Origin of the sequence: Candidatus Rhodobacter oscarellae (assembly GCF_001078595.1) — a bacterium.
GTDB classification, from domain to species: Bacteria; Pseudomonadota; Alphaproteobacteria; order Rhodobacterales; family Rhodobacteraceae; genus Rhodobacter_B; species Rhodobacter_B oscarellae.
On record NZ_LFTY01000002.1, the window covers coordinates 2,062,570 to 2,087,737 of the forward strand.

The window sequence follows — 25,168 nt, forward strand, 5'->3', positions numbered from 1 at the left end:
AAGCCGCGCACGCGTCGCCAAAAGAGAAAAGAGCGCCCGGGGGCGCTCTTTCCATGCGTAACTCCGGATGGAGCGATCAGAGATTGCCGATCGACCAGAAGAACGTCTCGCCAGAGCTGTCATCCACGCCGTCATTATCGGTGGACACCCAGGCCGTGCCGTCTTCGAAGATCGCCAGGCCCTCAACCTTATCAACGACATAGCCGCCAAAGGATTGCAGGTCAGGGATCAGGTCGCGCACCTCTTCCTTGGACACCACAGGCAGCGTGCCACCCAGCGGCGCAGGCACCATCTCGGCGGCGGGGATGCGGTAGATCTTCTTGGTCACCACGTTCGAGCCGATCTGGTTGTCGCGCTCGATCACATAGACAAAATCACCGTGGGCCACGATCTCGGACAGCCCGACCCAGCCCTTCGCAGGCTCGGCCTTGGGGTAGTGCACCGCGCCCCATTCCTTGGTCTCTAGATTGTAAGCCACCAGCTTGACGTGGTTCTTGGGGTCGTCCTTCCACTCGCGCTGCACGGCCATCCATAGCGTGTCGCCGACCTTGGTGATGCCCTCGAAGCCAAAGCGCTTCTCGACGGCCATCAGCTCTGGCGGCAGGCCGATCTCGCCCTTGCGGTTCTTGATCACGCCATCCGCGGAGACGTGGTAGATCGCGTGCGGGATGACGCGACCGGTGCGGCCCTCGGAGGCCACATAGAACCCGCCCTTGCCGTCCAGGGTGATGCCCTCCATGTCGATCTGCTGCGCCGGGTTGCCGTCCTGGCGCACCACGCGGATGGCGTCGACGATGGTGGCAGGCGTGGTCTTCGTGTCGATCTTGAAGATCGTCGGCTGGAACAGGTAGAAGCTGTCATTCACCGCCCAGACGATGCCGTCCTTATCGGCAACCATGCCAGAGATCGCGCCCCAGCCGATCAGCTCGTCCGCGCCCTCCGAGGTCAGCGTCGGGTACATCGCCGGCGCGTCCTGGTACTCGAAGATCATGACATGCGCGCGCACGCCGCCGTCCTCGATCAGGTCCTTCTCGTTGGCCGAAACCAGCAGGTTGCGCTCGGGGATCGCCGCGTAGCCCTCTGGCCCGATGCCCGAGGGCAAGATCTGCTTCAGCACCGGGTTCACCGGGTCGGTGGCGTCATAGACGCCCACGGCAGAGCCGCGCTCGGAGCCCACGAAGACCATCGGGGTGCCGCCAAAGGTGGCGGTCTCAATCGACTCCGGCTCGACGCCTTTGCTGTCGGACCGCTTGTCGGGGTAATGCCCGATCTGGACCAGCGCATGCTCAAAGCTCACGCCGCTCTCATAGACCACAGAGCCGTTCTTGTTAAAGATCGTCCAGCCGCGCGAGCCGCCGTCCATGTCGCCCTCGTTGGCGGTGGCGAAATGGTTGTCATCCAGCCATTTCACCGCGTCGGGTTCGCGCACGCGGCCCGGCTGGCTTTCGTCAAAGCGCAGGATGGCGCGCTCGTCCGTGGCGTCGATCATGTCCAGATCCACGGCACCGGCGGAGAAGTGGCTCAGCACCGAGCCGTCGGCGGAGACAACCACCATGTGGTTGTTTTCCTGCATGGAAACAACGGTTTCGCCGAGCCCGTTAATGTCGACGAATTCCGGCTCTGGGTCCTCGGGGCTGACCTCGGCCAGGCCGGTCATATCGACTTTCTTCAGGCTGGCGCAGTCAAGCCCGCCCTCGGTGGTGTTGACCATCACCAGAAAGCCCGCGGGCATCTGGCCGGTGCGCCCGTCGCCAAGATCCTCGTCGCGCTCGTTCTCGATCGCGACCGAAATAAAGCTGCCGTCCTTGGACGCCGCGATGCTGTCGGGCTGGCCGCCCAGGTCGCAGGTGGCCGTGACGGTGCCAGTGGCGGTGTCGATGGCGGCCAGGTGGCCCGAGGGCGCGACATAGCTTTCCGATGTGTTCACACCCGCATAGGCCGTGGTGCCGACAACCGCCACCGCCGTCGGCTCGCCATCCAGGGCGACGTTGCCCTTGGGGGCGGGGTTGCTTGGGTCGGTGATGTCGATCAGGCCCAGCACGCCCAGCGGGCTGTCGGTATAGACCAGCGTCATGCCATCGGCGGTCACGTCGATGATCTCGGCGGATGTCTCGCGGCTCAGATCCTCGCCCGCGGCCATGTTGAGCGTCGTCTCGAAACTGGCGATGCGGTTAAAGTTCATGTCGGCCTGCGCCGCGCCGGCTGTCAAAGCCAGGGCCGATGCCGCCAAGAGAAGATGGTGTTTCACGGGAACCTCCGTTCATTGAGAATACCCTGAGACTTATCTGCTCTGTGTAACACCCCGTTGACTGCGCGCCTGAGCCAGGGGCGAGTCATTCATATTTGTTTAAGAATTCCTCGGCAGGCAGCGCGCGGAACTCTGGCAGGCGCTCTTGCAGCAGGTCATGCGGCCAGTCCCACCACGCCAGGGCAATCAGGCGCTCGGCGATCTCTGCCGGGAAGCGCGGGCGCATGGGCTTGGCGGGTATGCCGGTGACGATTGTGTAGGGCGGCACGTCCTTGGTGACCACGGCCATGGTCGCCACCACCGCGCCGTGGCCCACCGTGACCTCGGGGCGGATCACCGCGCCATGCCCGATCCAGGTGTCATGCCCAATCGTGGCGCGGCGCGCGCTGCGGCGCTCAAAGAACGCCTCGTCCGGCGCGACCCCGTCGAAATAGTCCCCCGAGCGGTAGAGGAAGTGGTGCAGCGAGGCGTTCCCCATCGGGTGATCCGTGGGGCCGATGCGCACAAAGCTTGCGATATTGGCGAACTTGCCCACCGTGGTGTTCGCCAGATCCGCGAACCGCGCGCAATAGGAGTAGTCGCCAAGCTCGGAATTGAGCACCCGGCAGCCCTCGTGCAGCTCGGTATAGGCGCCAAAGCTGGAGCCATAGGTCATGCAGCCCTCGGCGATCACCGGGCCGTCGGCACTCAGTCGCGCCATCTACTGGCCCTTGATCAGCTTATTGCGCAGCCAGCCCGAGAACGTGTCCATCAGCATCACCATCAGCACCACCAGCACGATGTAATAGGTGACTTCCTCCCAGTCCTTCTGGGTGATGATCGCCTGGGTCAGCAGCAGGCCAATGCCGCCGCCGGTGATCGCGCCGATGATCGTGGCCGAGCGGGTGTTGGATTCCAGGAAGTAAAGCACCTGGCTCAGCAGCACCGGCATGATCTGCGGGATCACGGCAAAGCGGTATTTCTGCGCGGCATTGGCGCCGGTGGACTGGATGCCCTCGATCTGCTTCTCGTCCACATTCTCCAGCGCCTCCGAGAAGAGCTTGCCGAAGGTGCCCGTGTCGGTGATCAGGATCGCCAGCGCGCCGGTCAGCGGCCCAAGCCCGAAGGCGCGGGTCAGCACAATCGTCCAGATCAGCGCGTCGACCCCGCGGAAGAAGTCAAACAGCCGCCGCATCGCGAACCGCAGCGCCACAAAGGGCGCAAAGTTCCGGGCCGCGGCAAAGGCCATCGGCAGCGCCACAATGGCCGCGCCGAACGTGCCCAGGAAGGCCATCAGGATGGTCTCGAAGATCGCCCAGGCCACATCCTTGTGCAGCCACATCTTGTTGTTCCAGAAGTCGCTGAGAATGGCCCCGGCCTCGCCGCTGGCCGCGCGGCTCATGACCTGCGCGACGCTCAGCCCGTGATAGGGGCTGTCGAGCGTGAAGAAGAACAGCTCCCAGCCGGTGAAGTAGCGCAGCACCTCGGTGCGGTTGCGGGTGATCGTCAGGCGGCCCGCCTCGGTGGTGATCGTCACGCGGTTCTTAGAGGCGTTGATCCAGTCGGGCAGCGTGTCCACCGGGTAGTCGGCCACCACGCCGCGGGCGCGGGAGACCTCGAAGCTCATCAGCCCAAAATCTGGCACGTCATAGGTGATCTGCTCGGGCCCGAAGGTCACAACGTGGCCTTCCTCGAGGTCGATCACCGTGGTCTCGCCCAGGGTTACCCAGTCCGGGCTCATGCCCTCGGGATAGCGGCCCTTCTTTTCGCCCTCGATGGCCACCGTGACCTCGCCAGAGCGGTTGTCCAGCGTGACATGGGTCTTGTGGCTATAGGTGTCCGCCACAAGGCTGCGCGCGTTATCGGCGCTGGCCCGCGCCCAGAGGTCGGGCATGTTGAAGGCGAAGAACACATAAGCCAGGTAGAGCAGCACCAGCACCGGCACGCCGAAGGCGATCATGCGCTTGCGCTGGAATATCTGCGTGGCCTGGGTCTGAAGCGCGGCGATGTCGGTCATATTACTGCTGCCCTGCCGAGCCGTGGGTCAGCTTGCCGCGCATATAGCCCGACACCTGGTCCACGATGATGATTGTGATGAACAAGAGCAGGAACAGCGCCACCGCATCGTCCAGCTTGCCCTGGCCCCATTGGATGGCGATCTTAAGCTCGTAGCCCAGCCCGCCCGCGCCGACAAAGCCCAGGATCGCGGAGGCGCGGATGTTGATCTCGAACCGCAGGAGCGCGTAGCTCAGCCAGTTCGGCGCCACCTGCGGCACCACGCCCAGCAGCATCTGCTGCCACCAGTTCGCGCCGACGCTTTGCAGCCCCTCGACGGGCTTGAGCGAGGCGTTCTCGTTCACCTCCGAGAAGAGCTTGCCCAGCGCGCCGGTGGTGTGGATCGCGATGGCGATCATCGCCGGCACCGGGCCGCCGCCCAGAATGAAGATGAGGACCAATGCGACCACGATCTCTGGCACCGCGCGCATGATATCCATCGCCCGGCGGAACACCGGGATCAGCGCCGGGAACCGCGCCATGCCGCGCGTCGACAGCAGCGAGAACAGGATCCCCAGCAAGGCGCCGATCAGCGTGGAGACCGCGGCGATGTTCACCGTCTCGACCAGCGCCGGGAAGAAGTTCACGAAGTGGCCGGGCATCTCGTCAAGCTTGCCCGCCGCCTCGGCGATCACCTCGACCGGGTAGTCAAAGAAGTTATCGATCCCGCCCCAGAAACTGCCGCCGTTGCGACCCTCGGCCAGGTTGAAGCCCGAGATCATCAGGGCCGCGAAAATGAAGATCGCGACAAAGGAATAAAGCCGCCGCTGGCGGACCAGGGCCAGATAGCCCGTCCGAATCTCGCCGAGCGTCTGCGTTGGGTGGGAGATGTCTGTCATGTGCCTGCAATCGTAGGGCGGGACTTGTCCCGCCCTACATTTTGGTTGCGTCGATTAGTTCGACTTTGCTTTGCGCGCCTCGATGATCGAGATGTAGGCCTCGTGGGTGATCGGGTCGAAGCCCAGGCTGTCACCCGCCGCAACGCCATAGGCGCAGTCGGCATCCGCCTCGTGCAGACCGTCCACCAGGGCGACCATCTTCGCTTTTGCGTCCGCCGGCAGCGACTTGCGCAGCACGATCGGGCCCTCGGGGATCGGCGCGGATTTCCAGATCTGCACCAGGTCGTTCATGTCCACCAGGCCGGCGTCCACGGCGCGGCGCAGCGCGCCCGAGTTGTAGCCGTCTTCCCAGTCGCCCTGGCCGTCGGCCCAGGTCACGCCGCCGTCGATGTCGCCCGCGTTCACAGCAACGATGGTCTGCTCGTGGCCGCCGGTGAACTTAACCTCGCCGAAATACTCGCCCGACTCCATGGTGATGCCGGCCTTGTACTGCGGGATCTCGATGGAGGGGATCAGGTAGCCGGAGGTGGAGTTGGGGTCGCCGAAGCCAAAGACCTTGCCCTGCATGTCGTCGATCGAGGCAATGCCGCTGTCCTTGCGGGCGAAACCGATCGAGTGGTAGCCGTAGGAGCCGTCCAGGTTGATCTTAACCAGCACCGGCTCGACGGCCTCGGCGTCGCGCAGGTAGGTCGCGGCGTAGGAGGACGCGCCCAGCCAGGCCATGTCCAGTGTGCCGCCGACGAGGCCCTCGATCACACCAGCGTAGTCAGCCGGGGCGAAGAGCTTGGTGGGAACGCCAAGGGCTTCCTCGGTGTAAGCGCGCAGGCACTCGTTGTTGTTCAGGCGGTCTTGGGCGTTCTCGCCACCAAGCAGACCGATGCGGAATTCGGTGATGGCATGGCCGTCCGCGAATGCGGCGGTAGAGATGGCCGTGGTGGCCAGGATCGTCGCGATGGTCTTTTTCATGGGTCTCTCCACGGGGTTGGTGCCAGATCTGTCTGTCTCGACAGGCCCGGCGGAAAAAATTAGGCCGTCACGGGGACGGCCTGGGGAGCGTTTAGGGTTTCGATCTCGGTCGATGTGGCGGCCTCGGAGAACGAGGCATCGGCGCCATAGATGTCGCGCGCGACACCGGTGGTCAGCTGCTCTGGGGTGCCGTCAAACACCACCCGCCCATCGCGCATCCCGATCACGCGGTCGCAATAGCGCCGCGCCGTATCCAGCGTGTGCAGGTTGCAGATCACCATGCGGCCGTCCTCGTCATGGATGCGGCGCAGGCTTTCCATCACCACCTGGGCGTTCATCGGGTCAAGCGAGGCGATGGGTTCGTCCGCGAGGATGATCTTGGGGTCCTGCATCAGGGCGCGGGCGATGGCGACGCGCTGCTGCTGGCCACCAGAGAGCGCCTCGGCGCGCTTAGGGGCCTGCTCGGCGATGCCCAGGCGGTCGAGGATGTCGATCGCCATATGGATGTCGCTTTGCGGATAGAGGTTCATCACCGTGGCCAGCGTCGAGCGCCGCGCCAGCGTGCCGTGCAGCACGTTGGAGACCACGTCCATGCGCGGCACCAGGTTGAACTGCTGGAAGATCATCGCGCAATCGGACTGCCAGGCGCGCATCTCGCGGCCCCGTAGTCCCAGGATATCGCGGCCCTCGAATTCCGCCGTGCCCTCGGTGGCCTCCGCCAGGCGGTTGAGCACACGCAAGAGCGTGGATTTCCCCGCGCCCGAGCGCCCGATGATGCCAATCATCATGGGCTTGCTGACTTCGATGGAGACGTTGTCCACGGCAGCTTTTGCGCCAAAGCGCTTCGTCAAACTTTCTAACCGTAACATGCGGCCCCCAACTTCGGTTGTTGCGGGGTAGCACTGGCTCAGATTCGGATTTGTGACGTATTTATTAAACTATTGTGACAGCCAAAGAGCCCCAAGATCGGGCCCGCAGGAGGCCTGAACGCGCCCGCCTAAGCCGCCCCCAGCTCTTGCAAAACATCGGCCAGGCTGGCGCGCCAATCCGGGCGCGCCACGTCGAAGACGCGGGCGATATCCGTGCAATCCAGGCGCGAATTCATCGGCCGCGCGGCCTTGGTGGGGAACTCCGCGCTTGGGATGTCGACCACCTCCGTCGACTTGCCCGCCTGCGCGAAAATCTCGCGCGCGAAACCGGCCCAGCTGACATCCGGCGCGTTGGAGAAGTGATAGGTGCCGCTGGTCGCCGGGTCCCGAAGCAGCCCCAGCGCCTGGGCAAACAGCGCATCGGCGATGTCCGCCGCCGCGGTCGGCCCGCCCACCTGGTCGTCCACGACGCTCACCCGGTCGCGGCTTTCTGACAGCCGCAGCATGGTCTTGACGAAGTTGTTGCCATGGGCGGAGAACACCCAGGAGGTCCGCATGATCGCGTGCGGGCCGCCCGCGGCGCGCACCGCGTCCTCGCCGGCCAGCTTAGAGCGCCCATAGGCCCCGATGGGGCCGACCGGATCGCTGGGCCTCCAGGCGCGGGTGCCCGCGCCGCTGAACACGTAATCCGTAGAGACATGCACAAAGGGGATGCCCTTGGCGGCGGCGGCGCGCGCCATTGCGCCGGGCGCGGCGGCGTTGATGGTCGTGGCCTGCGCCTCGTCCTCCTCGGCCTGGTCCACCGCGGTATAGGCCGCGGCGTTGATCACCGCATTGGCATCGCTGGCAGCGATGGCCTCTGCGGCGGCCTGAGGCGCGGTCAGGTCAACCTCTTGCCGACCCAGAACCTGCAGGCTCACGCCCTGGGGCACGCGGCGGCGCAGCTCTGTCGCCACCTGGCCGGTCCGGCCGAAAATCAAGAGCCTGGTCATGTGTCATCCCAATCCAAACGGCCGAAATCCCGCGCGTGGTACCACGCTAAAAAACGCCGACGCAATCGCTCAAGGGCCGCCCGCCCCATCGCCCCTAACCCGCTGCGTGCTCGGCGCCGGTCAGCGCTGGCCGCCGAGGCAGCTGCGCGATCTGGCGGCGCAGCCACATATTGCGCCCGGTGCCGTCGTAGCGGCGATGCCAGATCAGATCGAACACCACATTCGGCATCCGGAAGGGCACCGGGCTGGTCGCGAACCCCTTAAAGGCCGAATGCAGCAGCCGCTGCTGCATCGTGGCGACCAGCGCGGTCCCCTTCATCATCTGCGCCATGACATAGGCGTTGGACACATAGAGCGCCACCTTGCGAGACAGCCCTTGATCCTCCAGCGCCAGCTCGACCGTGCTTTTCTTATGCCCGCCGAAATCCAGCACGGCATGCCTGCTGGCCGCGTAATCCTCTATGCTCTGGATCGGCCCGCGCTGTTTGGGATCATAGAACACCCGCGGCTCGTCCTCAAAAAGCGGCTGGTATTTAAGCGTCGGCGGGTAGTTCGCCATGCCCGCCGAGATCACCAGGTCGGCGGTGGAATGCTCTAGCAGGTTCTCGATATTCTCACGCGATCCGAGCTCTAGGAACTTCACCGCCAGATCCGGCGCCTTGGCCCAGATACCAGAGCGCAATTGCTTAAGCTCGGGCAAAAGCTCTGTGGCGTTGGTGGCCACGACAAGCGGGGCCTGGTTTTGGTCGGGGCTGTACTGGCCGATATCGGCCATGCCCTCTAGATCCGCCAGAAGCTGCCGCACCTTGGGCACCAGGAACGCGGCGCGGTCGGTCGCGATGATCCCGCGCCCCGCCTTCACAAACAGCTGGTCGCCGAAGTAGCTGCGCAGCTTGTCCAGGCAATAGCTAATGGTGGACTGGTTGACGTCAAAGCGCTCGGCGGCGCGGCTGACCGAGTTCAGCTCGTACACCGCCACAAAGACCTTCAGCGTGTGCGTGTCCAGTTTTATATCATCGGATTTTTGCATCGTTCATCATGGTTTTATCGCTTGATTGCGCAAAATGGAAGCTACATTGTCGGGTCAAGCGTTAGTCGAGACAGAAGAATGATGAAATCATCCAACGCGCCAGAAGGCCCAGAAGGCATTGCAGAACATAGCGTTTTTGAGGGCCACGTGGCGCTGCTTTTAGAGGACAGTCGCTATGTCAGCCGCGTGGTCGAGCGCATCTTGCGGCTTGTCGGATTCGAGGTGATCACCGTCGCCCAGCCCGAACAGGCGCTGCAAATCCTGGACGGGCCACAGGAAATCTCGTTGCTCGTTCTGGACTACGTGCTGCAATCGCCCCTGTCCGGGCTTGACGTCGCGGTGCGGGCCCAAGAGCGGCGCGCGCAGACGCCGATCGTATTCCTGACCGGCTATCGCGAGGACTTCCTGTCAAAGCAGACGGTCCTCGGCTTGGCGCATATCAAGCTCTTGATGAAGCCGGTGCGCGCGCCGGTGCTGGTGGCGGCGATCAAGGCGCTTGTGCCCCCCGCCTCCGACGCCTTAACCCAGGGCGCGCACGTCGCCGTGGCGTCGTCTAGTTACCGGTAAGCTCGCGCCAGGTCTGCACGCTGGCCGAGGCCGCCGCCGCCAAAAAGCGCGCATCCGCCCCCACGGTGACCATGTCATAGCCCCACGCGATGGCCTGCGCGGCGTATTCCGGCGTCAGGCAGTGCAGGCAGCACTTCACGCCCTTGTCGCGGCTGACCTGGGCGATCTCTTTGATCAGGGCGATCATCTCGGGCTCTTGCCGGTCCAGCGCCGGGGCCAGGCGGCCGTTCTGCGTGCCAAGGGTCAGGTCCGAGGGGCCCACATAGATGCCGTCCAGCCCCGGCGTCTCGGCAATCTCGGCCAGGTTGGCCATCCCGTCGGCGGTCTCGATCATCGCCCAGGCCAGCACCTCGTCATTCACCGCCACGCTATAGCCCGGCATCGCGAACCCCGCGCGGGTCGGGCCAAAGCTGCGCTGGCCCAGCGGCGGGTAGCGCAGGTAGCTGACGAATTCCTCCGCCTCGGCGCGGGAGTTGATCATCGGGCAGATGATGCCCATCGCGCCCGCGTCCAGCGCCTTCATGATCTGCGCCGGGTCGCGCCAGGGCACCCGCGCCATCAGCGCCGGGCCAGAGCCCTTCATCGCCTGCAGCATCGGCAAGAGATCGCTATAGTCCAGCGCGCCGTGCTGCATGTCCACGGTGACGCTGTCATAGCCCTGCCCGGCCATGATCTCGGCCACGAACGGGTTCCCAATCGAGCACCAGCCATTGATCACCGGCTTGCCCGCGGCCCATATCTCTTTGATCTTGTTGCTCACCACGTCGCGCCCTCCCCGATTGCATTGCGCGGCAATGTCGCGCCGCGATGGAAGGCTTGTCAACCGCGTAGTCCTGGCCGCCACGCCGCCCTATCGGTCCCAAAAACCGGCCAAAAGCGCCCAGAACCTCATGGAATCCACCAGCATTGCAACTTCGGATTGACAGACCCGCGGAAACCTAATCTGCTTGCTGAAAGACTTTTGGGGGAGAGTGCGATGGCGACCGTTAGCCTTAAGAACGTCGATAAATCTTTCGGCAATGTTCACGTCATCAAAGGCGCATCGGTCGACATCGCGGATCAAGAGTTTGTGGCGCTGGTCGGCCCCTCCGGCTGCGGCAAGTCCACGCTCTTGCGCACCATCGCCGGGCTAGAGGAAGTCACCGGCGGCGAGATCGAGATCGGCGGGCGCGTGGTCAACAACGTCTCGCCCAGCGACCGCCAGGTCGCGATGGTGTTCCAAAGCTACGCGCTCTACCCGCATATGACCGTGCGCGAGAACATGTCCTTCGGGCTGGAGGTCACCGGCCACCCCAAGGCCGAGATCGCCCCCAAAGTGGACCGCGCCGCGGGCATTCTGCGCCTCGAAGAGCTGATGGACCGCAAGCCCAAGCAGCTCTCCGGCGGGCAGCGCCAGCGCGTCGCCATCGGGCGCGCGATTGTGCGCGACCCGGGTGTATTCCTGTTCGATGAGCCGCTGTCGAACCTGGATGCCGAGCTGCGCGTGCAGATGCGGGTGGAACTGGCCCTGCTGCATCAGGAGCTGTCCGCCACGATGATCTACGTCACCCATGACCAGATCGAGGCGATGACCCTGGCCGACAAAATCGTGGTGCTGCATGGCGGCGTGATCGAGCAGGTCGGCGCCCCGATGGAGCTTTACGACCGCCCCGCCAATGATTTCGTGGCCGGGTTCATTGGCTCGCCCAAGATGAACATGTTCGCCGCCGACGTGGCCGCGCAGGCGGGCTGGCTTTCGAATGAGGCCAGCTCTGCGGTGAAATTCGGCGTGCGGCCCGAGCATATGGTGCGCGCGGGTCATGGCCTGGCGGGCCAGGTCTTTCATGTCGAGCATCTGGGCGGGCAGACGCTGACCCATCTCAAGCTTGCCTCGGGGCACGAGTTCGTGCTCAGCGAGCCCGGCGCGGGCGGCGATGCCGCGGGCGACACGGTGCATCTAAGACCCGCCGAGGGCTGTCTGCACGCCTTTGACGCCAATGGCTTGGCGGTGCGCTGATGCGAGGCGCGCACCCCGCGAGGATCGCCCGCAAGGGCCGAGGAGCGGCCCCCTGCAGAGGAGCTAAGTGATGTCCCGCGCGTATCGATTGGCCCCCTGGTTGTTCCTGGCCCCCGCCGCCATCTACTTTTTCTCGCTGGTGATTTATCCGATCTTCGGCTCCTTCTGGGTCTCCTTCCACGACTGGGACGGCACCACCTTCCAATGCTCGGATGGCCGCACGTTGCAGGAGCTGGCCGAGGATGAAAGCTGTCGCCGGGTGCCGTTGATGACCTGGGTGGGCCTGGAGAATTACGAGCGCTTCTTTGACAAGACCCCACGCGATGCGGGCCGGATTGCGGAATATTGGAGCGGTGTGTTCGCCGGAGAAAGCCCGCGCTGGCCGCGGCTGTCGGTCGAGACCAAGGTGGTTCTGAACAACATCAAATGGCTGGTGCTCTTCCCGCTGGCGATCCCCATCGGGTTGGCCTTTGCGCTGTTTCTCAACCAGACTTCGGTGTGGATCCGCGCCACCAAGTCGATGTTCTTCTTCCCCTTTGTGCTCAGCCCCGCCGTTATCGGGTTCGTGTTCCAGTATTTCTACGACCCAAGCGGACCGCTTGAGGGGATCTATGACCTGCTGGGCTGGGACAGCGGCGTGATCGGCGACCAGACCCGCGCGACCTACGGGATCATCGTGGCGGGCTGGTACCCGCAGATCGCCTATTGCATGATCATCTACCTGGCGGGTCTGACGGCGATTGAGCCCGAGCAGATCGAGGCCGCGCGGCTGGACGGGGCGCGGCGCTGGAAGCTCCTGCGGCGCATCATCCTGCCACAGCTCTGGCCCGCCACCTTCGTGGCTCTGGTGGTCACCACGATCGGCGCGCTGCGCAGCTTTGATCTGGTGCAGGTGATGACCATCGGCGGGCCCGGGCGCGGCTCGTCCGACGTGCTGGCGCGCTACATGTACCAGAAGACGCTCTTTGATCAGGACTACGGCTATGGCGCGACGCTCGCGGTGATCCTGTTCCTGATCATGCTTGTGTTCATCGCGGTGTTCATCCGCCAGATGGTTCAGCAGGAGGACTAGGCCCATGTATCCTGCCCCGATGGAAACCTGGAAGCCGCAATCGCGCACGCTCTACAAGATCAGCGTGATCGTGGTGCTGCTGCTGTGGCTGCTGCCGCTGATCATCATCATGCTGGCGAGCTTTATGACCGCCGACCAGCTCAACACCGGCGGGCGCGGGCTGAACCTGCCCAACCCGTTCTCGATCGAAGGCTACCGCACCGCTTTCACGAACCAGGATTTCATGGCCTCGTTCATGAACTCCTTCCTGGTGGTGATCCCGGTCACCGCGATCTCGGTCTGCCTAGCGACGATGGCGGGCTATGGGCTGTCGAAATACAGGTTCCGCGGCCAGATCCTGATCTTCGCGATCTTCGTGGGCGGGAACTTCGTGCCGTTCCAGATCCTGATGGTGCCGGTGCTGCGCCTGACCCAGGACCTGGGCATCTACAACACCCGCTGGGCCCTGATCCTGTTCCACGGGGCGTTCCAAACCGGGTTCTGCGTGTTCTTCATGCGCAACTTCATCGCGCAGCTGCCGTCGGAACTGATCGAGGCCGCACGGGTCGAGGGCGCCAACGAGTGGCAGATCTTCCGCCGCATCGTGCTGCCCCTGGTGGTGCCGGCGATGTCGGCGCTGGCGGTGCTGATCTTCACCTTCGTGTGGAACGACTTTTTCTGGTCGCTGGTGCTGACGCCGGCCTCGCCTGAGGGCATGCTGGCGCCCGCGGGGCTTAACAACATCATCAAGGGGCGGTTCTACAACGCCTGGAACGTGTTGGCGGCGGGGTCTTTGCTCGTGGCGCTGCCGCCGGTGCTGATGTTCTTCGTGCTGCAGAAACAGTTCATCGCGGGGCTGACCCTGGGCGCGAATAAGGGTTAGGCAGCAAGGCCGCGCCTGCCTGCGCTTAAGAGTTCCTTAAGCAGAATCAGCCAGCATCCCACCGCGGGCGGCTCGGGGGAGCTTCATTTCAGCGAATTTTATGGGTGGGGGATCCCCCCGTCCTCCACCCCTATTCTCTTCCGATTCGCATTTCGGAAACGTTAATTTTCCTCAAACCGACAGACTCGCATCATTCAATTCGCAGCCCCCCGCGGCAGCCGCAGCCCTAAGCCCGCACAGGCACATCCACCAACTTGCCGCGCGGGATCAGGCATTCTTTGTCATAGAACGGCATCTCAACCAGCGCCCCCTCGCGCATCACACCATCCCGGCACCCAACCCGCACCGATGTCCCCGGCCCATGCGCCGCGCTGTCCATCAAGGCGATCCCAATCCCGTGGCCCAAATAGGGCGATACGGCCCCCGCGGTGACAACACCCGCGGCGTCCCCGTCGACCTCCAAAACCGCCCCGATCAGAGGCTCGCCCTCCACGCATTTGATCCCCCAGCTGCGACAACCGCGCTCCGCCGCGACCAACGCCGCCTTGCCAATGAAGTCTCCCTTGTCGAAATCCACGAACCGCCCCAGCCCCGCCTCAAAGGGCGTGGTGTGCAGATCAAAGTCGGAGCCCGCGTTCAGGATACCTGCCTCAATGCGCCGGATGTTCATGCTGTCGAGCCCGAACATGTCCAGCCCGCAATAGGCACCCGCCGCCTTGATATGCGCCCAGAGCGCCTCGGCGTCATGCTGCGGCTCGGTGTAGAACTCCCAGCCAAGCTCGTTAGTGTAGCCGGTGCGCGTGATGACAACCTCTTGGCCGCCGAGATCCACCCGCGCGATCCCGAAATAGGTGAACCCATCCGGCAGGCCACCCGCCGCGGCGGCCAGAATATTCAAGGCCTCGGGCCCCTGCACCTGGCTGGCGAAGATATCCGGGTCGCTGATCTCCACATCCATCCCGGCGCCATGCGCCCGCGCCCAGGAATAGAAATCGCCATCCGCCTGGGCGTACCAGAAGAGATCCGGTTCCAGCCGCAGCAACACCCCGTCCACGATCAGCCCGCCATCCTCGTAGCAGGCCAGCCCGTAGCCGCAGCGCCCCGGCCTCACCTTGGTGATGTCCTTGGTGAAGAGCCGGTCCAACAACCGTTCGGCATCCGGGCCCTTGAACTGCAAGGGCAGCTCGCCGGTATGCAACACAGCGGCCTTCTGGCGCAGCATCCAATAGCCGTCCTCGACCGATTGCGCATCAAAGCGCACCGCCATATGGCGGCGATTATAGAGGCAGTAATGCGGCCCCAGGGGGCGCTCGATCATGTGGTAGGGGTGGCGCGTCTGCGCATAGTCCCACCCTGCCCCGGGCTGCGAGGTCACCAAATCTCGCATCTCTCCATCACTGCACCGCATCTCACACCCTCCCTGAGTTCCGCTGTGACGATCCTCGCAATGGCGCGGCTTTTCAAGGGCGCGCGGAGGCCTATGCCTTGCGCCAAACAGAGATGTGGCTTTCGCTTTGCGCGGTGAACGGCGCCCGCGCCCAATCCGCCCAGCGGTGCTCCAGCACCATTCCGGCCATCTGGGCCATCAGATCGAGCTCTGCGGGCCAGGCGTAGCGGAAGGGGATCTGGCTGACGCGTGCGCCCTGCCCCTGCATCCAGACATGGCGCGAGCTGTAGCTTTGGGTCACCACATCAAACGCGTCGATGCAGATATGGTCGTCAGAGGCGTCGGTGACCAGCTTGTCCTCGCCGAAGGGGATCTTTTGCAGCGGCGGCACCAGGGTCTCGATTAGGAACCGCCCGCCGGGCGCAAGATGCGCTGCCGCGTTGCCAAAACAGGCGACCTGGGCGGCCTGCGTGCACAGGTTGTCGATGGTGTTGTAGACGAGGTAGACCAGCCCGAACTGGCCGGGCACCCGCGCCGTGGTCATGTCCCCAAGCGTGACATTCAGGGGCGTGCCGGTCTCCTTTTTGCGCAGCTCGGCCAGCATCGCGGCGGAGAGCTCGATCCCGGACACCGCGCAGCCCTTTGCGGCCAGAGGCAGGGCCACGCGCCCCGTGCCGATGGCGAATTCCAGCGCGGGTGCGCCCGCCGCCAGATCAAACAAAACATCCACCGAGCGCGCCAGCACCAAGGGATCGACACCGGCGTGGTTCTGGTCGTAGCGGGCCGCGACCGCCTCTCCGAAATACCCGTCATCCTGCATCTGTGATGCTCCCGCTGGAATGAAAAAGGCCCCGCCGGGGCGGGGCCTTTCATATCTTTTGCGAGACTTAGAGGTCGCCGAAGATCCGGGCGCGCTCTTCCTCAAGCTCGTCGAGGATCTCAAGCACGTCATCGGGATTCAGCATGAAGTCCTGGAAGCCCTGCATGCCCACCTTGGCCATCTCTGGCGTGGTGTCGCGGTCGTAGAACTGGGCGGTCTGGGACTGCGCCAGCATCGCCGCGCCCGCGTTCAGGAACTTGTCGTTCAGCGGCTTGGCTTCAGAGTTGGGCGGCAGCGTTTGCAGCGCCTGGTTAATCGCCTCGGCGTTCTCGGGCTGCGACAGGAAGGCCAGGAACTTCTTGGCGTTGTCCTTGTTCTGCGCGTTGGCGGGAACGAACACCAGATCCGTCGGCGCGTCCTCGCCGCGGGCCATGCCGGGCGTGATGTCGGGGAACTGGAAGAAGTTCATATTCGCCACGGTGTCCTCTGGGAGGTTCGGCACCAGGAAGTTGCCGATCAGGTACATCGCGGCCTCGCCATTGATCAGCGGCGGCTGCGCCTCCTGCCAGGAGTAGTTCTGGTGGTTCTCGATGAAGCATCCCGCATCCAGCGCCTTGCGCCAGTTGGCCATGGTCGCCACAACGCGGTCATCATTGTATTTGGCCTTGCCCAGCATCAGGTCGATGTGGAATTCCAGCCCGTTGGTGCGCATGTTGAGGTAGTCGAACCAGCCCGCGGCGGTCCACAGGAACTTGGTGCCGATGGTCACCGGGGCGATGCCCGCGGCGTTCAGCGTCTCGCAGGCCGCCAGCAGGTCGTCATAGGTCGCCGGGACCCCGACGCCATTGTCCGCGAACACGTCCTCGCGATAGTAGATGCCCCACTGATAGTAGCTATAGGGCAGCCCGTATTGCTTGCCGTCGAAGGTGATCGAGGGCATCGTCGAGGCCATGGTCTCGGCCAGGCCGTTCTCGGCCCAGACGTCAGAGATGTCGGCGAACAGCCCCTTCTCGACAAAGCCCGCCATGCGGTTGCCCGCGAACCAGAACCCCACATCCGGGCCCTCATCGGCCACAAGGAAGTTGCGGATCGCGGTCTTATAGGCCTCGTGCTCGATCACGTTGAACTGAACATCGATGTCCGGGTTGGCGGTGCGGAATTTGTCGACCACGGCCTCGAAAGCCGCGCGAGGTGCGGCGTCTGAGGTGTTGGCCGAGATGACAAGTTCACCCTCCGACAAAGCTGTTGTTGCCGTCAGGGCAAGGGTTGTTGCTGCAACGGCAGCACCAGTAATCATACGTTTCATAGAACTCCTCCCAAATTGGTAAAAGTAGAGTGCCGCATTGCGCGGCCATGTCAAGCAAGCCGGACTGTTCTGCCGGAGATTGAGTCTCTGGCCCCGTGCAAAGCCGGGCAGCATTTTGCCGGTCGTGGTGTAACGTCTGGGTTTTGAGCTAAAAAATCTGGGGCGGGCTGGGCGCGCGCGCATAAAAAAACGCCCGCACGCATCTCGCGTCACGGGCGTCTTGTTCTTGTTGGGTCGCGGGCCAGGCCCGCCGGGCCTAATGCCCCAGGATCTGGCTCAGGAACAGCTTGGTCCGGTCAGATTGCGGGTTGCTAAAGAACGGCTCGGGCTCGTTCTGCTCTACGATCTGGCCCTGGTCCATAAAGATCACCCGGTTGGCGACCTGCCGCGCAAAGCCCATCTCGTGGGTCACGCAGAGCATGGTCATGCCCTCTTCGGCGAGCTCGATCATAGTGTCGAGCACCTCCTTGATCATCTCGGGGTCCAGCGCCGAGGTCGGCTCGTCAAAGAGCATGATCCGCGGCTTCATGCAGAGCGAGCGCGCGATGGCCACACGCTGCTGCTGACCACCAGAGAGCTGTCCGGGATACTTGTCGGCTTGCTCGGGGATCTTAACCTTCTCCAGGAAGTGCATCGCCGTTTCCTCGGCTTCCTTCTTGGGGATCTTGCGGACCCAGATCGGCGCCAGCGTGCAGTTCTCCAGGATCGTCAGATGCGGGAAGAGGTTGAAGTGCTGAAAGCACATGCCGACCTCTGACCGGATCACATCAATGTTCTTGATGTCCGAGGACAAGAGCGTGCCGTCCACGGTGATCGAGCCCTGCTGGTGCTCTTCCAGCGCGTTGATGCAGCGGATCAGCGTCGACTTGCCGGACCCAGAGGGCCCGCAGATCACGATCCGCTCGCCGCGATACACCGTAAGGTCGATATCCCGCAGCACGTGGAACGTGCCGTACCACTTGTTCATGTTTTCGATGGAGATCGCGACCTCGTCGCTGACCGTCATCTGAGCTGCTTCAGCCATTTCTATACCCCCCTTACCGGTGGTCCGTTGCGAGCCTGCGCTCGAGCCATTGCGAATATTGCGAGATGCCGTAGCACACGACGAAGAAGAGCGCGGCGGCGAAGCCCAAGAGCTCCCAGTAGACGCCGTTCCATTCCGTCGAGGCCAGGATCGGCCCGCGGATCATGCCGACCAGGTCGAACATCGAGATCACCGAGACCAGCGTGGTGTCCTTGAACAGCCCCACCGCCACGTTGACGATGCCCGGGATCGAGATCTTAAGCGCCTGCGGCAGGATGATCAGCTGCATCGCCTGCGGGTAGTCCAGCCCCAAGCTGTCCGCCGCCTCGTACTGCCCCTTCGGCAGGGCGGCCAGACCGCCCCGGATCACCTCGGCGATATAGGCCGCCGAGAACACCGTGATCATGATCACCACGCGCAGGAACAGGTCCACCGTGCTTTCCGGCGGGAAGAAGTAGGACAGCATCACCGAGGCCACAAACAGCAGCGTGATCAGCGGCACGCCGCGAATGAACTCGATGAACACCACGCAGATCCACTTGATCAGCGGCATGTTGGATTGCCGCCCCAGCGCCAGCGCGATCCCGATGGGCAGAGACAGCGACACGCAGGTCACGCCCAGCATCAGGTTCAGCATGAAGCCGCCAAGATCGCGCGACGGAACTGATTCCAGCAATGCGTTCTCGGACGCCGTCTCTGGGATCAGAGCCATGCCCAAGACCCAGACCAAGATCGCCGCCGCAATGCCGCCAAAGAAGCCGCCGGCAAAGGTCTGCTTACCCAGGCGGTCGAACACGACATAGCCCGCAACGACACCCAGCAGCGCCACGATCGGCACCGCAATCGCGCCGCCCCAGATCAGCCAGAACGCCAGGAACGGGTAGAGCCCGGTGAAGATCAGCAGCTTGCGCGGCAGGTCAAAGAACAGCACCGGTGCGGCCGCAAAGAACAGCAAGACCAGCGCCAGGTTCGGGCGCCAATACTGGTCGTTGGGGTACTTGAAGCCATAGAGCAGCTGGTTCCAGCGCTCCGTGAGGACCGAGAAACAGCCCCCCACCCGGCCCTGCAGGATCTCACGGCACTCAGACAGGCTTGACGTGGTCCAAAGCCCGCCGAAGAGCCAAGGCAGGATGCTGCTGAGGATGATGTAGATCGCCCAGATCGCCAACAAGGTAAGCAGCGAATTCGCCCAGCCCGCAAAGAGGTTCTCGCGCAGCCACTTGACGATGCCGGTCTCGGAGGCGGGTGGCGCCTTCTCCGGCAGGGTCTCGGTGCGTACGAAGGCGACGTTAGAGGTGTCAGTCGGCATCTCAGCGCTCCTTCAGCTTGATCGAGCTGTTATAGACGTTCATGAACGCCGAGATCAGCAACGAGATCGTCAGGTAGAACAGCATCAGCAGCAGCACGCATTCGATGGCGCGCCCCGTCTGGTTCAGCGTGATCCCGCCCAGCGTGGCGGTGATGTCGGCATAGCCCACGGCGATGGCCAGCGAGCTGTTCTTGGTGATGTTGAGATACTGCGAGATCAGCGGCGGGATGATCACCCGCAGCGCCTGCGGCAGCACAACAAGGTTCATAACCCGCCCGGGACGCAGCCCCAGCGAGGCGGCGGCCTCGGTCTGGCCCTTGTTGATCGCCTGGATGCCCGCACGCACGTTCTCGGCGATGAAGGCCCCGGTGTAGATCGACAGCGCGAACCACAGCGCGATCAGCGGCCCGCCGATCTTGATGCCGCCGCTGAAGTTAAAGCCCTTCAGCGCGGGATACTCCCAAGAGAGCCCCATGATGACCATGAGCGCCAGGAACGGCACCAGCCAGATCCCCAAGCTAAAATACCAAGTCACCGGGCGGTCGCCCGTAGCCTCTTGGACCTTGGTGGCCCAGCGCCCCAGCGCCCGCGCGCCAAAGAACGAACCAACCAGGAAGGCCAGCACCAGCAGCCAGTTCAGCACCGCCACATCAAACAGCGGGCGGGAGAACCAAGGGCCGGGGATATAGACGCCCCGATTGGTGAAGGCCGCGGATCCAAACAGCATGCTCGCCGCGGGCTCGTCGCCGCGGAAGGCCCGCGGCGCGGGCAGCACCGCCGTCATGATGGTGAAGATGATGATGATCCAGATCAGCACCGGGATGTTCCGGAAGATCTCGACATAAAAGGCCATCAGCTTGCTGACGAGCCAGTTGTTGGACAGCCTCAGCACGCCCGCCACGACGCCAAAGATCGTGGCCGTGATACAAGCCAGGAAGGCGACCAGCAGGGTATTGAGGATACCCACAACCGCCGCGCGTCCATGGCTGGACTGGCTGTCATATTCGATAAGCCGCTGGTTAATGTCATAACCGGCTGACTCACCAAAGAAACTGTATGAGATGTTAAGCCCGGCTGCCGCAAGGTTCTGAAACAGGTTGTTCAGAAGGTACCAAAACGACAGTGCGAGGATGATGGCCGCAATGGCTTGAAATGTTAATGAACGATACCGGGTATCGTTGATTAACATGCTCAGCCGAAACGTCTCCTTCGGAGGGTCGGTGAGAGTCGTCATATGTATCCCTGTCACTCCCTGGTACTTAACCATAAAGGCCCTGTCGTGCCGCGTCAGCCTTCCAGGGCGGACTCACGCGGTAGATAGGAAAAGGGCGCGGAATTTCCGCGCCCTTGACCGCTATGTGCTTAACGGAACGGCGGTGTGTAGATCAGGCCACCTTCGGTCCAGAGCGCGTTCAGGCCGCGCGCCAGGCCGATCGGGGTGTTCTCACCGATGTTCTTCTCAAAGCTCTCGCCGTAGTTGCCAACAGCAGAGATCACCTTCATCGCCCAGTCGGCTTCGAGGCCCAGCTGCTCGCCCAGGTTGCCCTCGGTGCCCAGCATACGGTTGATCTCGGGGTTGTTGGTGCCACCGGACATCTCTGCCACGTTGGCCGAGGTCACGCCAAGCTCTTCGGCGGTGATCAGCGCGTTCAGCGTCCAGCGCACGATGTCGCCCCAGTTGTCGTCGCCGTGGCGAACGAGCGGGCCGAGCGGCTCTTTCGAGATGATCTCGGGCAGAACGACGTGCTCGCCCGGGTTCTCGAAGGTCGCGCGGGTCGCGGCCAGGCCAGAGGCGTCCGTGGTGTAGACGTCACAGGCGCCAGCAAGGTACTGCTGCTGCGCTTCGGCGTTGGTCTCGATCGGGACCGGCTCGTAGCTGATGCCGTTGACGCGGAAGAAGTCCGCCAGGTTCAGCTCGGTCGTGGTGCCGGTCTGGATGCAGACGGTCGCGCCGTCCAGATCCTTGGCCGAGGACACGCCCAGCTCAGCCGGAACCATAAAGCCCTGACCGTCATAGTAGTTCACGCCAACGAAGGTGAACTTGAGGTCCACATCGCGCGAGAAGGTCCAGGTGGTGTTCCGGGCCAGCAAGTCGACCTCGCCGGAAGCCAGCGCGGTGAAGCGGGTCTTACCAGTGGTGGGCACGAACTCGACAGCGTTCGAGTCGCCCAAAACGGCAGCAGCAACTGCGCGGCACATTTCGACGTCAAAGCCGCCCCAGTTGCCGTTGGCATCGGGAGCCGCGAAGCCCACGAGACCGGTCGACACACCGCAGTTCAGCTTGCCACGTGCTTTAACATCGTCAACAGTGGCAGCCTGTGCCGCACCGGCCGCCAAACCAGCGACGGTCAGCGCGCCAAGAACGAAGGTTTTTTTCATGTTTACCTCTTCCTGATATCCACCCTGTCCCACAGGGTAGGTTCTCCAGGCCATTGCTGGCCGGACATTGAGTGTATGTGAAGGCAGAACGCCCCAGCATGGCGCAGTGTGGTGGATTCCGTTCGAAAAGGTCAAGGCTGGAGTTTCGGAAACGCAGTGTTTCTGATCAAAAAATGGGCTTGATCGCAGGGATGGTCATCTTTTAGACGGGCGGGTTTTTGCCACGCGTCAGCGCTAGGAACCGCGCCGCGTCGGCGAAGGCGCGGGCCTTCTTGTCGGCTTCCAGGGTCGCCTCGTCATCCGCGCCCCATTGCTCGATCTGCCACTCTTCGTCGATGCGAGAGGCCGCCCAAAGCGCCGCGACGGGTTGATGCTCGGCGCTCGCCGCCAGCCCTATTATTAAGGAGCCAGAAAGACTTATTAGATCATGCAGGGCCGTCACTTCGAACGCAGACATAGCCCAAAGCGGCGCGGCCAGGGCCTCCAGAGCGGCGGGATTCTGCGGCTGGTGGATCACCCCCTGCACGGGGATCAGGCGCCCGCCATGGGCCTGGTCCGCCCAGTCGATCAGGGGGTCCCAGGCCGCCGCCTGCCGCTCTGCCAATGGGGCGGGATCGGCTGCCCGATAACAGGTCAAATCGCTGTCGCCATAGGCAGCCAGCAAAGCGACAACCTCGGCAAATTGCACCGAAACCTTGTCGATGGCCGCATTCGCGGCGCGGGTGAGTGGCATTACCTTTGGGTCAACCTGGCCGTTCTGGGCGTCCCACTCCGCCGCGATGGCCTCTGCAAGCCCCCGAGTCGGGAGAATCAGCCCCGCCTTGGCCGGCGTCTTCACCGGCCGCGCGTCCAGATGAACCGCGTAACCGCCCTCTGATTCGACCGCCCTGGCCGTGTCCCAAAACCGCTTTGCCGCCCAGCTCATTCCAGCTCCTCGAATGGGTCGCTGGGCACGTCCGAGGGGTTCCAGCCGAACGTCTCCCAGCTGCGCGCCATGTGATCCGGCAGCGGCGCGGTAAAGCTCATCAGAGCGCCGGTGAAAGGGTGTTCAATGCGCAAATGCCGCGCGTGCAGGTGCAGCTTGCGGCTGATGACGCCCCCCAGCTGCGCGCCCCAGCCGTCGCCGAGATTCTCCTGCCCCGAGCCGCCATACTTGCCGTCCCCGGCGATCGGGTGGCCGATCTCGGCCATATGCGCCCGCAGCTGATGCGTGCGCCCGGTGATCGGCACCAGCGCCACCCAGGCGGCGCGCCCGCCAAGATTCGACAGCACCGAATAGTCCGTGGTGGCGCGCTTTGCGCCCGGCGTGGTGTCCACATCGCGCGGGTGGACGCAGTGCATCCGCTCGCCCTCGCCCTGCGCGCCGCGCCCGCCAGCCTTGACCAGCCCGAACCGAATCGTGCCCATCGCCGGGCTGGGGTTGCCCACCACAACCGCCCAGTAGATCTTGCGGGTGGCGCGGGCGCGGAAGGCCGTGGTCAGCTTGCTGGCCGCCACCTGGCTGCGCGCCATCAGCAGCACGCCCGAAGTGTCCTTGTCCAGCCGATGCACCAGGCGCGGCTTGTCCTCGCGGCCGAACTTGAGCGCCTCCGCCAGCCCGTCCACATGCCGCGTCTGCTTGCTGCCGCCCTGGCTGGGCAACCCGGGCGGTTTGTTCAGCACGATCAAGTGGTCGTCGCGGTAGAGCACAGCGGACTGGATCATCTTGGCATCCGCCTCTGACACCAGCGGGCTGCGGGGCTGCGCCCAGCGATCCTCTTGCCGCTCCGGCAAGGGGGGCACCCGCACCGCCTGCCCCGGGCCCACCCGCGTGGCGGGCTTCACGCGCCCGCCATCCACGCGGATCTCGCCCTTGCGGCACATCTTCTCGATCTGCCCCTGGCTGACCTGTGGGAACCGCCGCCGGAACCAGCGGTCCAGCCGCTGCTCGGCCTCCTCCGCCGCAACCGTCAGGGTCTGCACGCCGCTCATGCCAGCGCCCTCCCGGCCAGGTAGCCCAGCGTCACCGCCGCCAGGCAGAGCACCGTGGTGCCCAGGACATAGCCCGCCGCCAGCCCGACCTGCCCCGATTGCACCAGCCGCAGCGCGTCCAGCGAGAAGCTCGAATAGGTGGTGAAGCCGCCCAGCACGCCGACCACGAGGAACGGGTATACCGCCGCCTCGCCCCGCGGCGTGACCAGCAGCGCAAAGGCCACACCGATCGCCAGCGAACCCAGCACGTTCACGCAGAACGTCCCCCAGGGCGCGCGCAGCATCAGCCCCGCGGAATACCGCAGCACCGCGCCCAGAGCGCCACCGAATGCAACATAGAAGAAGGCCATGCGCGCCTGATGGGTCGGGGCGCCGGTGTTGTCAACTCAGATGTCGCCGAAATCGCCGCCGCGGCCCTTGCCCCCGGCAAAGCGCCCCGCCCCCGCGATGCCCTGGTGGCGCGCCGCGTCCAGCCCACGCGCCCATTCCGCGCGCAGCGCCTGCGCCGGGGGCAGCCCGTGCCCGCCCCGGATCGAGGCCCGGTCCGCCAGCATCGCCCCGCTTGGGAAGCGCGCGATCTCATGCGCCATCGCCTCGGCCGCGGCGCGCGCCTCGCCGTCCGGCACGACGCGCTCGCAGAGGCCAATGGCCAGGCATTCCTCGGCGGGCACCTTGCGGCCCGTCATCGCGATCTCCAGCGCCCGCCCCTCGCCCACCAGCCGCGGCAGTCGGAACGTGCCGCCATCGATCAACGGGATGCCCCAGCGGCGGCAGTAGACGCCCAAAAAGGCGCTCTCGCCCATCACGCGGCAATCCGCCCAAAGCGCCAACTCCATGCCGCCCGCCACGGCTGGCCCCTCCACGGCGGCAATCACCGGCTTGGACAATTGCAGGCGCGACGGCCCCATAGGACCGCGGGGCGCCGCGCCGTCCCCCTCCGGGAAATCCAATGGCGCGATCTCTTCCGTGAACCGCGCCGGGTCGCCCAGCGAGGCCGCGTATTTGAGATCCCAGCCGGCGCAGAACGCCCCGCCCGCACCCCAAAACACCGCGACCTGCGCCGCCTCGGTCGCATCGAACTCCAAGAAGGCGTCATGCAGCAGCTCTGCATGCTCAGGGTCCACCGCGTTGCGCGCCGCGTCGAAACGGTCGTTGATCACGGTCCAAACTGGACCCTCCTTCTCGATGCGCACTGCCATGGCTGTCTCCTCCCATTGCCTGCACACAGACTAGGCGTCCAGGGCGGGCTTTGTCAGCAGCAACGCGGCGCCTGCGGGTTAAGGAGTCAAGAAATGGCCTGGAGCAGGCGTTGAAGATCTACCGCCCCGGACTTGATCCGGGGCCTCCACCTTGAACCAAGCGCAACACGGGCAGCGGCCGACCTGGAGGTCGCTTACGCATCAGGTCAAACAATCACAGCATCTCTGGAGATCGCAACGCTTCTATGAGATGCGCGGTTGCAAAAGCGGCCTCCTGGGGGAGGTCGGCCGCTGCCCG

At 64.2% G+C, this 25,168-nt stretch carries 24 protein-coding genes; 4 read left to right on the plus strand and 20 right to left on the minus strand.

The genetic code is table 11. The features are described from left to right. Nucleotides 1-76 precede the first annotated feature (76 nt). From AIOL_RS14700 to AIOL_RS14735, 8 genes are all read right to left on the minus strand, one after another. Nucleotides 77-2,248, minus strand: a complete 2,172-nt coding sequence (locus tag AIOL_RS14700) for an esterase-like activity of phytase family protein (protein WP_049643671.1) — start codon at nucleotides 2,246-2,248, stop codon at nucleotides 77-79. 85 nt (nucleotides 2,249-2,333) lie between these two features. Next, entirely contained in the window at nucleotides 2,334-2,948 is a 615-nt protein-coding gene (locus tag AIOL_RS14705) for a chloramphenicol acetyltransferase (protein WP_049643672.1), read from the minus strand. Then, entirely contained in the window at nucleotides 2,949-4,244 is a 1,296-nt protein-coding gene (gene phnE, locus AIOL_RS14710) for a phosphonate ABC transporter, permease protein PhnE (RefSeq protein ID WP_049643673.1), read from the minus strand. Between the two features lies 1 nt (nucleotide 4,245). After that, nucleotides 4,246-5,121 (minus strand): phosphonate ABC transporter, permease protein PhnE, encoded by an 876-nt coding sequence (phnE, locus tag AIOL_RS14715; RefSeq protein WP_049643674.1) that lies wholly within the window; start codon nucleotides 5,119-5,121, stop codon nucleotides 4,246-4,248. A 54-nt stretch (nucleotides 5,122-5,175) separates the two neighbouring features. Beyond that, the gene (phnD, locus tag AIOL_RS14720; protein ID WP_049643675.1) at nucleotides 5,176-6,087 is read right to left on the minus strand and encodes a phosphonate ABC transporter substrate-binding protein; all 912 of its coding nucleotides are present in this window, start codon (nucleotides 6,085-6,087) and stop codon (nucleotides 5,176-5,178) included. 59 nt (nucleotides 6,088-6,146) lie between these two features. Next, entirely contained in the window at nucleotides 6,147-6,956 is an 810-nt protein-coding gene (gene phnC, locus AIOL_RS14725; protein WP_049643676.1) for a phosphonate ABC transporter ATP-binding protein, read from the minus strand. Between the two features lie 128 nt (nucleotides 6,957-7,084). After that, on the minus strand, nucleotides 7,085-7,948 hold the full coding sequence (gene rfbD, locus AIOL_RS14730; RefSeq protein WP_049643677.1) for a dTDP-4-dehydrorhamnose reductase: 864 nt from the start codon (nucleotides 7,946-7,948) through the stop codon (nucleotides 7,085-7,087). A gap of 94 nt (nucleotides 7,949-8,042) precedes the next feature. Further along, nucleotides 8,043-8,978: a LysR family transcriptional regulator gene (locus AIOL_RS14735; protein WP_049643678.1), complete on the minus strand. Its 936-nt coding sequence runs from the start codon at nucleotides 8,976-8,978 to the stop codon at nucleotides 8,043-8,045. A 147-nt stretch (nucleotides 8,979-9,125) separates the two neighbouring features. Between AIOL_RS14735 and AIOL_RS14740 the strand changes: the two genes are divergently transcribed. After that, nucleotides 9,126-9,545, plus strand: a complete 420-nt coding sequence (locus AIOL_RS14740; protein ID WP_235439040.1) for a response regulator — start codon at nucleotides 9,126-9,128, stop codon at nucleotides 9,543-9,545. Here the strand turns inward: AIOL_RS14740 and AIOL_RS14745 are convergent. After that, nucleotides 9,532-10,305 carry an HpcH/HpaI aldolase family protein gene (locus AIOL_RS14745; protein WP_235439041.1) on the minus strand — a complete coding sequence of 258 codons (774 nt, stop codon included), beginning with the start codon at nucleotides 10,303-10,305 and terminating at the stop codon, nucleotides 9,532-9,534. The two genes, AIOL_RS14740 and AIOL_RS14745, sit on opposite strands and share 14 nt — an antisense overlap. Before the next feature lie 216 nt (nucleotides 10,306-10,521). On the opposite strand from AIOL_RS14745, the gene AIOL_RS14750 reads away from it, so the two are divergent. The 3 genes from AIOL_RS14750 to AIOL_RS14760 all read left to right on the plus strand — a co-directional run bounded on the left by AIOL_RS14750 (nucleotide 10,522) and on the right by AIOL_RS14760 (nucleotide 13,475). After that, nucleotides 10,522-11,541: an ABC transporter ATP-binding protein gene (locus tag AIOL_RS14750; protein WP_049643681.1), complete on the plus strand. Its 1,020-nt coding sequence runs from the start codon at nucleotides 10,522-10,524 to the stop codon at nucleotides 11,539-11,541. Between the two features lie 70 nt (nucleotides 11,542-11,611). Next, entirely contained in the window at nucleotides 11,612-12,613 is a 1,002-nt protein-coding gene (locus tag AIOL_RS14755) for a carbohydrate ABC transporter permease (RefSeq protein WP_082152608.1), read from the plus strand. A 4-nt stretch (nucleotides 12,614-12,617) separates the two neighbouring features. Beyond that, complete coding sequence (locus AIOL_RS14760; RefSeq protein ID WP_049643683.1) at nucleotides 12,618-13,475, plus strand: carbohydrate ABC transporter permease; 858 nt, start codon at nucleotides 12,618-12,620, stop codon at nucleotides 13,473-13,475. A 226-nt stretch (nucleotides 13,476-13,701) separates the two neighbouring features. Here the strand turns inward: AIOL_RS14760 and AIOL_RS14765 are convergent, their stop codons facing one another. The 11 genes from AIOL_RS14765 to AIOL_RS14815 all read right to left on the minus strand — a co-directional run bounded on the left by AIOL_RS14765 (nucleotide 13,702) and on the right by AIOL_RS14815 (nucleotide 24,870). Further along, complete coding sequence (locus AIOL_RS14765; protein ID WP_082152609.1) at nucleotides 13,702-14,883, minus strand: aminomethyltransferase family protein; 1,182 nt, start codon at nucleotides 14,881-14,883, stop codon at nucleotides 13,702-13,704. Nucleotides 14,884-14,953: 70 nt separating this feature from the next. Continuing rightward, on the minus strand, nucleotides 14,954-15,682 hold the full coding sequence (locus AIOL_RS14770) for a class I SAM-dependent methyltransferase (RefSeq protein WP_049643685.1): 729 nt from the start codon (nucleotides 15,680-15,682) through the stop codon (nucleotides 14,954-14,956). Between the two features lie 67 nt (nucleotides 15,683-15,749). Continuing rightward, entirely contained in the window at nucleotides 15,750-16,988 is a 1,239-nt protein-coding gene (locus AIOL_RS14775) for an ABC transporter substrate-binding protein (protein ID WP_049643686.1), read from the minus strand. 256 nt (nucleotides 16,989-17,244) lie between these two features. Continuing rightward, a complete protein-coding gene (locus tag AIOL_RS14780) occupies nucleotides 17,245-18,012 on the minus strand; it encodes an amino acid ABC transporter ATP-binding protein (RefSeq protein ID WP_049643687.1) in 768 nt (255 codons plus the stop codon). Between the two features lie 13 nt (nucleotides 18,013-18,025). After that, nucleotides 18,026-19,321, minus strand: coding sequence for an amino acid ABC transporter permease (locus AIOL_RS14785; protein ID WP_049643688.1), 1,296 nt, complete (start codon nucleotides 19,319-19,321; stop codon nucleotides 18,026-18,028). 1 nt (nucleotide 19,322) lies between these two features. Continuing rightward, nucleotides 19,323-20,555: an amino acid ABC transporter permease gene (locus AIOL_RS14790; protein WP_049643689.1), complete on the minus strand. Its 1,233-nt coding sequence runs from the start codon at nucleotides 20,553-20,555 to the stop codon at nucleotides 19,323-19,325. Between the two features lie 128 nt (nucleotides 20,556-20,683). Further along, nucleotides 20,684-21,700 (minus strand): amino acid ABC transporter substrate-binding protein, encoded by a 1,017-nt coding sequence (locus AIOL_RS14795; RefSeq protein WP_049643690.1) that lies wholly within the window; start codon nucleotides 21,698-21,700, stop codon nucleotides 20,684-20,686. A gap of 202 nt (nucleotides 21,701-21,902) precedes the next feature. Further along, nucleotides 21,903-22,625 (minus strand): ATP12 family chaperone protein, encoded by a 723-nt coding sequence (locus tag AIOL_RS14800; protein WP_049643691.1) that lies wholly within the window; start codon nucleotides 22,623-22,625, stop codon nucleotides 21,903-21,905. Continuing rightward, the gene (locus AIOL_RS14805; RefSeq protein ID WP_049643692.1) at nucleotides 22,622-23,671 is read right to left on the minus strand and encodes an RluA family pseudouridine synthase; all 1,050 of its coding nucleotides are present in this window, start codon (nucleotides 23,669-23,671) and stop codon (nucleotides 22,622-22,624) included. Before AIOL_RS14805 ends, AIOL_RS14800 begins: the two co-directional genes overlap by 4 nt. After that, on the minus strand, nucleotides 23,668-24,021 hold the full coding sequence (locus AIOL_RS14810; protein ID WP_049643693.1) for a fluoride efflux transporter FluC: 354 nt from the start codon (nucleotides 24,019-24,021) through the stop codon (nucleotides 23,668-23,670). The genes AIOL_RS14805 and AIOL_RS14810 overlap by 4 nt, the downstream gene beginning before the upstream one ends. Nucleotides 24,022-24,057: 36 nt before the next feature. After that, on the minus strand, nucleotides 24,058-24,870 hold the full coding sequence (locus AIOL_RS14815; RefSeq protein WP_049643694.1) for a crotonase/enoyl-CoA hydratase family protein: 813 nt from the start codon (nucleotides 24,868-24,870) through the stop codon (nucleotides 24,058-24,060). Between the last annotated feature and the right edge of the window lie 298 nt (nucleotides 24,871-25,168).